Below are 11,670 nucleotides of genomic sequence, written 5' to 3' on the forward strand. Positions count from 1 at the left end.
ATAAACAAGAGGTAAAATTAATGAAATTTAACGTACTCACACTATTTCCTGAATTATTTGAACAATATTTATCCCAAACGATACTAAAAAGAGCAACTGAAAAAGATATCATCGATTTTAATATTGTAAACATAAGGAACTATACTAGAAATAAACACAGCCAGATGGACGATATCCCTTTTGGCGGCGGTGCTGGAATGGTTTTAAAGCCAGAAGCCTACTGGAACTTCTTTTACGAAAACTATGAATTTTACAACAACGAAAATAACGAAAATTCAAAAAAACCTTATGTAATTTTCTTATCCCCACAAGGAAAACAGCTGACTCACAAAAAAGTTACTGAACTTTCAGAAAAAGATGAAATTGTACTTATTTCAGGGCGTTACGAAGGTCTTGACCAAAGAGTAATTGATAAATTTGTAGATGAAGAAATTTCCATTGGAGATTATGTCCTAAGCAGTGGTGACTTGCCTTCCCTTGTAATTATGGACTCTGTTATTCGTATAAAGGAAGGTGTAATAAAAAAAGAATCTTTTGAAACAGACTCATTTTACAACGGACTTCTTGGATTTCCCCAATATACAAGACCTGTAGAAATTGATGGATATACTGTTCCAGAAGTATTGCGAAGTGGCAATCATGCTAAAATTGATGAATATAGGCAGTTTCACTCAATTGAGAAAACTATGAAGAATAGAATGGATTTGTTTAAAAAAAAGTTAGAAAATATTGATGAAGATTTAGAATTTAAGAAAGTTTATAAGAAATACTTGAAAAAGAAAAATATGTAGTTAGGAGAGTGTGTTCAGGATGATTTATGAATTGGACGGGATAAAACCTAAAATATTGGGAGAAGTGTTTATTGCTGAAAGTGCTGATGTTATGGGAAATGTAGAACTGAATGACGGGGTAAATATATGGTTCGGTGCGGTACTAAGAGGAGATGTGGAGAAAATAATTATAGGGAAAAATAGCAATGTTCAGGATAATTCGACATTACATACTGATTTTGGACTTCCCTGTATCGTGGGAGAAAATGTTACTGTAGGTCATAATGTGATACTTCATAGCTGTGAAATAGGAGATAATGTGATAGTAGGAATGGGCAGCACAGTTTTAAACGGGACAAAAATCGCTCCTAACTGTCTTATAGGTGCAGGTTCTTTAGTTACTCATAAAATTCCTTATGAGAAAGGTGTTCTCATTTTAGGAAGTCCTGCTAAAATAGTGAGAAAATTGACTGATGAAGAGATAGAACATATTCAAAAAAATGCTGACCATTATGTAAAAAATGGAAAACTGTTTACTAAAACTTTGAAAAAGGAGAATATCTAAAAAAAGCATAAAGTGTAGTTTGTTTAAGGGCAGCCTAAAGGTTGTCTTTTTTATTTCACTATTGATTATTTTTATATTTTCTTAGGAGCAATAAATTTGGAAAATTACTTTGTACTTTAATAACAATGAAGCTAAAATGATAAAAATGGGAAAAATGAAATACTGAAAATTATAAAATAAACTATTTTCTATTATTTCTGTTTAAATAGTAAATGTTAATACATTTTGAATTACAGACTATGTTATATAGCTTAAAATATATCAAAATAGGAGCTTCAAAACATACAGAAAGTCCCTTTCTAGCGCAATATTAAAAATTACCTATTCAGTTTTATTAAAAAACTTAAACAAATACTTTCCGCCTAACCCAATAACAGCACCTATCGCTGCTGCAGTCAATAATCCTGGAATCCATCCGTACATATCAATAACTTTGCTTCCAAGTATGGAAGAAATTACAGAGGTTACTATAATTAATAAATTTTGATATTTTTTACTGCTCACAATTTTTACCTCCACCAACGATATTTTAATTTATTTTATCCTTCTGCGTATATATTACTCTAATTTAAATATTTTGTCAAATTACTTATTAATTAAAATAAAAAAGAGCAATCTTATATTGAACTGCTCTCTAATTTTTACTTTATATTTTAAGATTTTAATTTACGGCTACTCTTTGTAGAACTTCGATTACATTTAAGTTTTTATCAAGTATAACTACTGTATTGTGTTTTTTATCAAATCCAAAATACAATCTTGCGTGTTTTTTTCCATCCAAGGCTACGTAATTATTTACATAATATACACCTTTTTTCCCTGCTGAATAAATTTTATATGATCCGTATACTGTACTGTCATCATCAATATCGTCATAGATTTTTTCTTGTATTTCTCCACCTGTTTTTTTACCAATTTCATAGCCTTGGACTAATTCATCTATTTTCCCTTTATTATCCTCCGTTATAAAAAATGAATATCTTTCAGGATATTTGTTGTTATCAAAACTTCCATCCATCCAGTAATAACCGTTAGGAGTTGCTCCTTCCAATACCTCATTCAATGAAATTTCCAATGTTTTATTTGAAGGTGTAAATTTTTCTGCAAATACAGACATTCCTATTGCCAACATTGATACTAGAATTAATTTTTTCATAACTTTCCACTCTCCTGCTCTAATTTTGATTTACAAATTGATTCTATCATACGAACCTTAAAATAAACTGAAAAAAATACTTTAAAAAATAAAATTTAATATACACCCAAACCTATTTAAAATGAAACTGCTAAAATTATATAAATTGAGAAGTTGAGTTAAGTAGTCATAGCTTTTGAATTCGCTTTTAAATAAGTTTTACTATAACATAATTCAGAATATATTAATAGCGGAATATGTTTATAAACAGAATTTTGTTCTAGTATTTATTTAACAAATATACTGTTAAGTTTATACTAAACTAAAAAACATACTAGATTTAAATAAAAAAGAAATTAAAGGGTGAATGTAATCTCAAAGACACAAAATTATAGATTTCGGGCATTTAACAAAAATTCTTAAGACATATTCAATGCAATTTTTATAATATTTTTTCATTAATATTCTATCCTTACTAATATTTTAATACATAATTGTCATGATTTTTTAAATTTGTTACAATATATTATTACATTATTTTACAACAGACAAAAAAAATAATTTAAATAACAGGATAAACAAATTGATTTCAGAATATTTCAGTGTTATACTTGAATTATCTGATTATTGCAAAAAATAAATTTGAAATATTATTTAGAGGTGATTATTTATGAAATTAGGTTATGAAATTTTAAACAATCCATTCCTTAACAAAGGTACAGCTTTTACAAAAAAAGAACGAGAAGAATATGGATTATTAGGACTTTTACCACCGTATATTCAGACTATAGATGAACAGGCAAAACAGGCTTATGGACAATTTCTGAAAAAAGACAAGTTAATTGAAAAAAGACATTTCTTAATGGAAATTTTTAATACAAACAGAACATTATTTTATTATTTATTTAGCAAACACGTAGTTGAATTTATGCCAATTGTTTATGATCCTGTAATTGCAGAAAGCATAGAAAATTACAGTGAATTATTTGTAAATCCTCAAAATGCGGCTTATTTGTCAGTAAAAGAACCAGAAAACATAGAAACTATTTTAAAAAATGCTGCTGACAATAGAAAAATCCGTTTAATTGTCGTTACTGATGCAGAAGGAATCCTTGGAATTGGTGACTGGGGAACTAACGGAGTTGACATTTCAGTTGGAAAACTGATGGTTTACACTGCCGCCGCTGGAATTAATCCCGCTACTATCCTGCCAGTTGTAATTGATGCTGGAACAAATAGAAAAGAACTGCTGGAAAACGACTTGTATCTAGGAAATAGATTTGAGAGAGTTCGAGGAGAGGCATATTATAACTTTATAGACAAATTTGTAAAAACAGCTGAAAAACTTTTCCCAAATTTATATCTTCATTGGGAAGACTTTGGAAGATTAAATGCGGCAAATATTTTAAATAAATATGAAAATGAAATCACAACTTTTAACGACGATATACAGGGAACTGGAATTATCACTTTAGCTGGAATCTTAGGCGCATTAAAAATTTCAGGCGAAAAGCTTACTGAGCAAGTTTATATGTGTTTTGGTGCAGGAACTGCTGGAGCTGGAATTGCTAGACGTATTTTTAATGAAATGGTTGCACAGGGGCTTTCTGAAGAAGAGGCAAAAAAACGGTTTTATCTAGTTGACAGACAAGGCTTATTATTTGAAGACACAGAAGGACTAACTCCAGAACAAACTCCTTTTGCAAGAAAACGAAGCGAATTTACAAATGCAAATGAATTAACTACTTTGGAAGCTGCTGTAAAAGCTGTAAAACCAACTATACTTGTCGGAACTTCCACAGTGCCAAAGACTTTCACAAAGGAAATCGTTCAGGAAATGGCAAAACACACTGCAAGACCAATAATTTTTCCACTTAGCAACCCAACAAGGCTAGCAGAAGCCAGTGCAAAAGATCTTATCGAATGGACAGACGGAAAAGCTCTGGTTGCAACAGGAATACCATCAGACCCAATAGAGCTTAACGGAATCACCTATGAAATTGGACAAGCAAACAATGCTCTAATCTATCCTGGGTTAGGACTTGGAATTATCGCAACAAAATCAAAGATTGTAAACGACAAAATAATCTCAGCAGCCGCACATTCACTAGGTGGAATTATCGACACAACAAAACCTGGAGCTGCTGTACTTCCTCCAGTATCAAAACTGACAGAATTTTCTGAAACTGTGGCACTGTCAGTTGGACAAAGCGTACTAGATCAAAAATTAAATACAGAACCCATAAGCGATTTAAAAGAAGCAATAAAAAATGCAAAATGGATTCCTGAATACAAGGATTTTTAATTAATTTTTCCAATTTTTAAGAGTAAAATAAATTCTAAAAACTTAGATACTTACTGCTTATTTGATAAATGAAAAATACATGGATAGAGTAGATAGGGTTGTAACGAGTTAAAAAATACAGTAAAAAAGATATTTATTGTTATTAACTACTAAAATAGTAGATTTAAACTTATTATAAACTTTTTTTGCAAAGGCTTACTCCCCTTTCTACTAAATAAAGAAATAATATATTTTTATTTTTTTAATAAGTTTAATTTAATTTTTTTTCAAAAAAATACTGCATAGTCCTTTAGGTATTATTCATTAAGTTATAGATAACAAAAGATATAAACTAAATTTCAATTGACTTCTTTTACTAAAAAATATGTGTACTTGAACTCATTCAAAATTGAAATACTAAAAATCATATAAATATAAGGGTTGAGTTAGTAGTCATTGCTTTTGAGTTCGCTTTTAAAGAAGTTTTCTTATAAATCATTAGAAAAATATCCATTAATAAATATTTATTTTATAAAATTCAAATAAAAAATACTATCCTATTTCTAAGACAGTATTTCAAAAATATATTATACAATTTTATTACTATGCTTCTACTCTTTCAGGATAAATACTTACTCTTTTTTTACCATTTCCAAATTTTTCAAATTTTACATATCCATCAGTTAACGCGAATAAAGTGTAATCTTTTCCTAATTTAGCATTAGTTCCTGCGTGAAATTTACTTCCTCTTTGTCTTACAATAATGTTTCCAGCTTTTACAGCTTCTCCATCATATTTTTTTACTCCTAAATATTTAGGGTTAGAATCTCTACCATTTCTAGTTGATCCTTGCCCTTTTTTTGAGGCAAATAACTGTAAGTTTAATTTTAATAACATTTTCCAACCTCCTCGATTTCTTTTTCATATTTTATTTCTTGGATTCTTTTCAAATCTTAACTTCTGAACTTAAAATTTATATTTTTATTTCTTTAAGTTTCACAAAATTACTATAACTTTTTGCAACTTCCTTCAAATACAAATACATTGATTCAACCAAAATATCTGCATTTTCTAGTTCATCATCAGTCAATCCAGAATTTTTTAAATCACAGAAAATATACCCATCTTCCTCAGTAAACTTCAATTTTTTCTTAAGTTTCAAAGTTTCAATAAGTCCATTTACTGTCATTTGTCCTACTGACGAAACAGCTGCACAAATTACATCTTCTCCATATTCTGAAAAATTTGCATGTCCTTTTATTTCAAAATATGTTATTTTATTTTTTTGTCTTTGAATTTCTATTCTTATCATTCAAACCACAACAGCTTTCACAATCTAAATTATATTAAAAAATACAATTAAGCATTGATTGATTTAATTTCAATTGCTGTAAAAGATTGTCTATGCCCTTTTTTTCTGTAGTAAGTTTTTTTGTTATATTTAAAGTTAATTTTTTTATCAGCTTTTCCATGAGATTTAACTGTAGCTACAACTTTAGCTCCTTCTACAACTGGAGTTCCAACTGTTACGTTATCTCTTTCTCCAACTAATAGAACTTCATTAATTTCGATGTCTGAATCAACATCAGCTGCTAATTTTTCAACTTTTAATACAGTTCCAACTTCTACTTTGTACTGTTTTCCGCCTGTTTTAATTACTGCAAACATTTATGTTCACCTCCAAATAATTTATCGCTATCATTGGTATTAGCCACCAATTTTATGCGTATATCTCAATTAGTTTACTATATTTTCACTAATTTGTCAAATTATTTTTATAAATGGCGGAAGTAGAGGGACTCGAACCCACAAGACGTTTAACCGCCCACAGCTTTCCAAGCTGCTGCCATACCATTAGGCGATACTTCCACTTTTACAAAATAACTACAAATATTATACTAAACTTGCCTATAAAAGTCAACGAATTTATTGTATCCCATATATCTCTTTATGTGTAGATACTACTATTTTCTTGAAATTTCATTATTACCCAGTATTATTTATTTTGATTTTTTCTGTAAATATTAAATCCAGTTGCCTGATTTGTTGCCATTATTGTAATATCTGAAATTTGTACGTGTTTTGGCTGATTTGCAATATAAACTATTATATTTGCAATATCTTCCGGCTTCAATGCCTCAATTCCTTCATAAACCTTCTTAGCCTGCTCTGTATTCCCATGGAATCTCACATTACTAAAATTAGTTTCCACAATTCCAGGTTGAACAGTAGTTACTTTAATATTTTTATCAATTGTATCAATCCTGATTCCATCGCTCAAAACCTTTACAGCAGATTTAGTCGCACAATATACAGCAGCTCCTGCATAAGCATAAATTCCAGCAGTTGAGCCAATATTTATAATATGTCCCTCATCATTTTCAACCATGCTTGGTAAAATTTGTCTTGTAACGTACAATAATCCTTTTATATTAGTGTCTATCATTCGTTCAATATCCACAATATCATATTCCTGAAATTTATCCAGTCCCAAGGCAAGTCCTGCATTATTCACAAGAATATCCACCTTTTTCACATCATCCAATATTTTCTTAGTAAATTTTACAACATCATTATATTTCATGACATCAAGAACGAAAATATACGCATTAGTACCATATTTTCTATCAATATCAGCCTTTATCTCTTTCAATTTATCTACATTTCTGGCACACAAAATCACATTGTCCCCATTTTTCGCAAAGGCATAAGCTGTTTCCTTCCCAATTCCACTTGTAGCTCCAGTAATAAAAATATTTCTATTCATAAAAACTCACTCCTTATATTTGAATTTATCATTATTTATTTTAAAAATGATTTTTTTAATTTATTTAAAATCAAATATACTTTACTCCTATGTTCTATTTCAACAGCTAAAACTATTAATTTATCATCTTGTATTTCAACTATTATCCTGTAATTTTTTAATGGTTTGTACTTCCAATATCCTTTTAAATTATGGCTCAAAGCCTCCCCTTTGATTCTTGGATTTTCAGAATTGTCTATTTTTTCAGAAAATCATAAATTTTTTTACTTGTATTTTTATCCATTTTTTGTAATTTTTTTGCTGCATATTTAGATAACAATACTCTATATTTCACTTAAAATCCCATTTTCTTTCCAAAATCTTCAAGAGGTATCATTGGCGATTTTTTAGCTTTTTCAGATAACTTCACTATTCTTTTTATTTCTGATTTGGAAATTTGTTCATTTTCTTCTATTTTATCTAATTCTTTTGATATTAAGTCATTGATAAAGTTGTTATCATATTCTAAATCTTCCTTTAACTGTTTTTGTTTTTTTTCGTTTAATTCAACATCTATAATCATAGTATTTCCTCCTAAAATAAATTTTGTAATTTTTTTAGAAATCGAATGATTTTTAAGTTCATTTAATAGAATATCTATATTTTTATTATACCACAAAATTTTCATTATTTTATATCAAGTTTATTTTTTTGATGAAATTTTTGTCTCAACTTCAATTTAAAAATCCCTATCCCTTTTTCAATGCTCATTTCCTGCGAAAACTTATACACAAACATATTCGTAAATTTCAAATCCATTTTTTTATTTGAACCTAAATCAACAAACATTTCCAGATTTCTATAATCACTCTTTTGTAAATATGATTCAGCCCATTCCACTAAATCTATTATATTTTTTTTATTTTTTTCATACAAATCATCATTTATACTCTCATTTTCTAAATTATTTCCTGTATTTTCCAAGTTTGAAATAATTTTCCCAATTATTTCCATTTCTACTGTGCTTCTGCTGTTTGCAAGATTTGTATCTTCTGCAAGACCGATTTTATATTTTACTTCCATAATTTCATCTTCACTTACATTTATTTCCTTTTTATTTTCCTCATCTGTAATTTTCAATCTATATTTCATTTATTCCACCCCTTCATTTTTCTAAAAAACTGCTATTTCATCAATTTTTACTGTTTCATCAACATTTACAACTCCAAAATGATTTTTCCAAAATACTTTTAATTCCATTCCAAGTTCCAGAAACAGTAATTCCAAAGTTTTTATTTTTGCAATATTTACCTCATTTTTAGGTTTATTTATATAAACTATTATTTTATTTTTTTCTGATTTTTGTCTATAAATAAGTGAATCAATAAAAAAATATTTTATTCCCAATCTAAAATTTTTCATGCAATTTACATTATTTATTTTTTCATTATAAATTAAAAGTGCTATATATTGCTGTTCTTCGCTATTCAAAAATAAAAAATACTTTTTCAAGCTTATTCCTAGAATTCCTTTTTTTATATCTTCCAAAATTTTTTCACAAATAACATCAATTACCGTTGTTCCACTCACAAAATCAAGTTCCTGTAAATAATTTATCGCATTATTTTCAATATTTTTCTTAAATTTTTTTAAAACAGATATATTTCCCTTTTTTTCTTCAACTATGCTGTCTCTACGTCTAAAACTGTTTATTTTAGACTCTTTTTTAGGTGTATTTTCCATTGTTAGATTTTTAATTTTAGTATCTTTTTCCAGCTTATTTTCAAACTCAAAAAAATTATCATAATAATTTACAAAACTGGTAAAAATTTTATTAAACCTCACATACGGATTTACTTTTACAACCTTCTTTTTCACAATTTCATTATTCAAAAAATCTGCATTTACCTCAATATATGCTGAAACACTATTTTCCAGCTCAAATTGCATATTCAGAGGAACTGCCCATATATATGCGTATCCTTTTTTATTTTTATTCGCCATACAGGTACCCCCTGCATTCAAATTCATTATAGTCATTTTGAATTTCTGAAATTAAAAAACTCACTTTATCTTCTGAATAATCATCAAAATCCTTTATTTCCACAAACAAATTCATCTTTGGCTTTTTATCAGAATATCCCTTTTGAAAATCATTTTTCAAACTTTCATTACAGTCATAAGTATCTATATTTTTTTCAATGTTTTCTTTAAAATTAATATCTTTTAACAAAATTTTATCTTTTGTAAATTCATATTCCAAAAAATATTTTTCTAAAAATGCACGACTTCTAGTATTTCTATTTTTTGTTTGAATTTTATCGATAAAGCTCTTATTTCTAAAATTTGTAAAATGAAAATAATTTTCCTGATTCTCGCTACTTTTTCCATAAAGTTCAAGAATTTTTATGCATTTTTCGATTGGCTTTACTGAAAATACATCCCAAATATCGCCTGTATTTTTCTTTGAAAGAATATTTAATTTGTTTTTTCCGCTGTAATAGCAACACAAAATATCTTCATTTTCATTATTTGATACCAAAATCTGTTCATCACTTTCAAAATTTATTGTATATTCAAAAGATATGTCAATTTTTGTTGGACGTACAAAAATGGTGCTTATTATATTTTTCTTTTCAATATTCCAAAGCAATTCCCTATCTCTTAGAACTTTATCCTGAATTTCTTCAAAATCATAAGTAATCTCATATTTTCCATTTTGAATTTTCTCCAAAATATCCTGCGACATATCAAAACCATACTCAGCCAGTTTAATCTTATAACACCTCATAAAATGCGCCATATTAATAGTTTTCCATTTTTTTCCATTAAGTTCAAAAGAATTATACAATTTTTTTATTTCGTCAAAATATCTCTCATCTTTTACAAACCTGACTTTAACCTCGTAATTATCTCCGTCAATGTCTATCCATCCAAAAAATTCTCTTTCCAAAACCTCATTAATCTTACGTAAATCCAAATTCAAATATACATTTTCCAAATAAATATCCTTATAATTCTCATCAATAATATCTATTTTATCAACCACAGGAAAAAACACTCCATCCATTTTAAATACATCTTCTTTTTCCACTAATACTGTTTCAACAAAAATATCTTCATATTCGGAACTCTCATTAATTTTCGCTTCTAAAAACTTATCTTTGATTTCCTGAAATCTCTCCTGCATCTCCACATTCATCTCAAAAAACATCTCTCTCAGACTTTTTCCAAGCATTTCCTTTTCAAAAATTTCATTCTCTCTATTCATAACCCCTCCAATATTTAATTATATTTTAATTTTATCATATAATTAAATTTTTTTCAAATATTTTTATTGATTTTTTAATTTTAAAAAAATATAAAATTTTAAACCTTTACATCATTGTAAAACTGCAAAAAAAATGATAAAATTATTAAAAAATACAACAAGATACAATTCTTCTAAAAAATTCAAAAATTACAAAAATCTATTCAGGAGGAAATATTTTTATGAGCTATCAAACTATAATTGTTGGAATTGCTGGAGGTACTGGTTCTGGTAAGACTAGTGTAACTCAAGCTATTATCAAAAATTTAGAAAGAACGGGAATTCATTCGATTTTGCTGGAGCAGGATTCTTATTATAAGAGAAATGATCATCTAACTTATGAAGAAAGGGCTAAGTTAAATTATGATCATCCTGATGCAATTGATTTTAACTTGCTGGAAAAGCACATACTGGCATTAAAAGATGGAAAATCTATTGAAAAGCCTATTTATGATTTCCAGGTTCATAACAGAGTTAATGAAACTCAGCATATTGAGCCTGCAAATATAATCATCGTTGAAGGTATTTTAGTACTTGCAATGGAAAAAATCAGAAGTCTTTTTGATACAAAAATTTTTGTTGACACTGATGATGATGAAAGGCTGCTTAGAAGAATTGAGAGGGATTTAAACGAGCGGGCAAGAAGTTTTGAAAGTATAAAAAATCAATATATTGATACTGTAAAGCCTATGCACTTGGAGTTTGTTGAACCTTCCAAAAGATATGCTGATGTTATAATTCCACGTGGAAAAGACAACAAAGTCGGTATAAACATGGTAGCAAGCAGACTTAGATATTTGTTTAACAAAATGAATCAAAAATAAAAATAATAAAATGAAAGGAGTGTATGATTCTTAAAT

15 protein-coding genes and 1 tRNA gene are annotated in these 11,670 nt (G+C 28.0%); 4 read left to right on the plus strand and 12 right to left on the minus strand.

From position 1 onward, the window contains the following. Window positions 1-20: 20 nt before the first annotated feature. A complete protein-coding gene (gene trmD / locus HMPREF1552_RS03920) occupies window positions 21-791 on the plus strand; it encodes a tRNA (guanosine(37)-N1)-methyltransferase TrmD (protein WP_021743794.1) in 771 nt (256 codons plus the stop codon). Window positions 792-810: 19 nt separating this feature from the next. Next, window positions 811-1,335, plus strand: a complete 525-nt coding sequence (locus tag HMPREF1552_RS03925; protein WP_021743795.1) for a gamma carbonic anhydrase family protein — start codon at window positions 811-813, stop codon at window positions 1,333-1,335. Window positions 1,336-1,656: 321 nt separating this feature from the next. Here HMPREF1552_RS03925 and HMPREF1552_RS03930 read toward each other — a convergent pair whose 3' ends face one another. Both HMPREF1552_RS03930 and HMPREF1552_RS03935 read right to left on the minus strand, forming a co-directional pair. Next, window positions 1,657-1,839, minus strand: a complete 183-nt coding sequence (locus HMPREF1552_RS03930; RefSeq protein ID WP_039901140.1) for a hypothetical protein — start codon at window positions 1,837-1,839, stop codon at window positions 1,657-1,659. A 157-nt stretch (window positions 1,840-1,996) separates the two neighbouring features. Further along, on the minus strand, window positions 1,997-2,491 hold the full coding sequence (locus tag HMPREF1552_RS03935) for a hypothetical protein (RefSeq protein ID WP_021743797.1): 495 nt from the start codon (window positions 2,489-2,491) through the stop codon (window positions 1,997-1,999). A gap of 649 nt (window positions 2,492-3,140) precedes the next feature. Here HMPREF1552_RS03935 and HMPREF1552_RS03940 point away from each other — a divergent pair. After that, window positions 3,141-4,775, plus strand: coding sequence for a malolactic enzyme (locus tag HMPREF1552_RS03940; RefSeq protein WP_021743798.1), 1,635 nt, complete (start codon window positions 3,141-3,143; stop codon window positions 4,773-4,775). A 582-nt stretch (window positions 4,776-5,357) separates the two neighbouring features. On the opposite strand, the gene rpmA is transcribed toward HMPREF1552_RS03940, so the two are convergent. The 10 genes from rpmA to HMPREF1552_RS03985 all read right to left on the minus strand — a co-directional run bounded on the left by rpmA (window position 5,358) and on the right by HMPREF1552_RS03985 (window position 10,771). Beyond that, entirely contained in the window at window positions 5,358-5,651 is a 294-nt protein-coding gene (rpmA, locus tag HMPREF1552_RS03945; RefSeq protein ID WP_021743799.1) for a 50S ribosomal protein L27, read from the minus strand. Between the two features lie 76 nt (window positions 5,652-5,727). Beyond that, window positions 5,728-6,066, minus strand: a complete 339-nt coding sequence (locus HMPREF1552_RS03950; RefSeq protein WP_021743800.1) for a ribosomal-processing cysteine protease Prp — start codon at window positions 6,064-6,066, stop codon at window positions 5,728-5,730. Between the two features lie 47 nt (window positions 6,067-6,113). Next, window positions 6,114-6,422 carry a 50S ribosomal protein L21 gene (gene rplU, locus HMPREF1552_RS03955; RefSeq protein ID WP_021743801.1) on the minus strand — a complete coding sequence of 103 codons (309 nt, stop codon included), beginning with the start codon at window positions 6,420-6,422 and terminating at the stop codon, window positions 6,114-6,116. 114 nt (window positions 6,423-6,536) lie between these two features. Further along, window positions 6,537-6,623, minus strand: a tRNA-Ser gene (locus tag HMPREF1552_RS03960). Between the two features lie 127 nt (window positions 6,624-6,750). Continuing rightward, the gene (locus tag HMPREF1552_RS03965) at window positions 6,751-7,521 is read right to left on the minus strand and encodes an SDR family NAD(P)-dependent oxidoreductase (protein WP_021743802.1); all 771 of its coding nucleotides are present in this window, start codon (window positions 7,519-7,521) and stop codon (window positions 6,751-6,753) included. A gap of 35 nt (window positions 7,522-7,556) precedes the next feature. Beyond that, window positions 7,557-7,721 carry a type II toxin-antitoxin system RelE/ParE family toxin gene (locus HMPREF1552_RS11790; protein WP_021743803.1) on the minus strand — a complete coding sequence of 55 codons (165 nt, stop codon included), beginning with the start codon at window positions 7,719-7,721 and terminating at the stop codon, window positions 7,557-7,559. Window positions 7,722-7,855: 134 nt separating this feature from the next. Further along, entirely contained in the window at window positions 7,856-8,083 is a 228-nt protein-coding gene (locus HMPREF1552_RS03970) for a hypothetical protein (RefSeq protein WP_039901142.1), read from the minus strand. Between the two features lie 104 nt (window positions 8,084-8,187). Next, window positions 8,188-8,652, minus strand: a complete 465-nt coding sequence (locus HMPREF1552_RS03975; protein WP_021743805.1) for a hypothetical protein — start codon at window positions 8,650-8,652, stop codon at window positions 8,188-8,190. A 21-nt stretch (window positions 8,653-8,673) separates the two neighbouring features. Then, the gene (locus HMPREF1552_RS03980) at window positions 8,674-9,504 is read right to left on the minus strand and encodes a hypothetical protein (protein WP_021743806.1); all 831 of its coding nucleotides are present in this window, start codon (window positions 9,502-9,504) and stop codon (window positions 8,674-8,676) included. Further along, window positions 9,494-10,771: a hypothetical protein gene (locus HMPREF1552_RS03985; RefSeq protein WP_021743807.1), complete on the minus strand. Its 1,278-nt coding sequence runs from the start codon at window positions 10,769-10,771 to the stop codon at window positions 9,494-9,496. The genes HMPREF1552_RS03980 and HMPREF1552_RS03985 overlap by 11 nt, the downstream gene beginning before the upstream one ends. Before the next feature lie 221 nt (window positions 10,772-10,992). Between HMPREF1552_RS03985 and udk the strand changes: the two genes are divergently transcribed. Then, window positions 10,993-11,634, plus strand: coding sequence for a uridine kinase (gene udk / locus HMPREF1552_RS03990; RefSeq protein WP_021743808.1), 642 nt, complete (start codon window positions 10,993-10,995; stop codon window positions 11,632-11,634). Window positions 11,635-11,670: the final 36 nt, after the last annotated feature.

Source organism: Leptotrichia sp. oral taxon 879 str. F0557 (genome assembly GCF_000469385.1).
In the GTDB taxonomy this organism is placed as follows: domain Bacteria; phylum Fusobacteriota; class Fusobacteriia; order Fusobacteriales; family Leptotrichiaceae; genus Leptotrichia; species Leptotrichia mesophila.

Excerpts from the sequence above, each read along its gene's own strand:
- rpmA (WP_021743799.1), bottom strand. The coding sequence starts at position 5,651 with ATGTTATTAAAATTAAACTTACAGTTATTTGCCTCAAAAAAAGGGCAA.
- udk (WP_021743808.1), top strand. The coding sequence starts at position 10,993 with ATGAGCTATCAAACTATAATTGTTGGAATTGCTGGAGGTACTGGTTCT.
- HMPREF1552_RS03925 (WP_021743795.1), top strand. The coding sequence starts at position 811 with ATGATTTATGAATTGGACGGGATAAAACCTAAAATATTGGGAGAAGTG.
- HMPREF1552_RS03970 (WP_039901142.1), bottom strand. The coding sequence starts at position 8,083 with ATGATTATAGATGTTGAATTAAACGAAAAAAAACAAAAACAGTTAAAG.
- HMPREF1552_RS03975 (WP_021743805.1), bottom strand. The coding sequence starts at position 8,652 with ATGAAATATAGATTGAAAATTACAGATGAGGAAAATAAAAAGGAAATA.
- HMPREF1552_RS03965 (WP_021743802.1), bottom strand. The coding sequence starts at position 7,521 with ATGAATAGAAATATTTTTATTACTGGAGCTACAAGTGGAATTGGGAAG.
- HMPREF1552_RS03940 (WP_021743798.1), top strand. The coding sequence starts at position 3,141 with ATGAAATTAGGTTATGAAATTTTAAACAATCCATTCCTTAACAAAGGT.
- rplU (WP_021743801.1), bottom strand. The coding sequence starts at position 6,422 with ATGTTTGCAGTAATTAAAACAGGCGGAAAACAGTACAAAGTAGAAGTT.
- HMPREF1552_RS03985 (WP_021743807.1), bottom strand. The coding sequence starts at position 10,771 with ATGAATAGAGAGAATGAAATTTTTGAAAAGGAAATGCTTGGAAAAAGT.
- HMPREF1552_RS03950 (WP_021743800.1), bottom strand. The coding sequence starts at position 6,066 with ATGATAAGAATAGAAATTCAAAGACAAAAAAATAAAATAACATATTTT.
- HMPREF1552_RS03935 (WP_021743797.1), bottom strand. The coding sequence starts at position 2,491 with ATGAAAAAATTAATTCTAGTATCAATGTTGGCAATAGGAATGTCTGTA.
- trmD (WP_021743794.1), top strand. The coding sequence starts at position 21 with ATGAAATTTAACGTACTCACACTATTTCCTGAATTATTTGAACAATAT.
- HMPREF1552_RS03980 (WP_021743806.1), bottom strand. The coding sequence starts at position 9,504 with ATGGCGAATAAAAATAAAAAAGGATACGCATATATATGGGCAGTTCCT.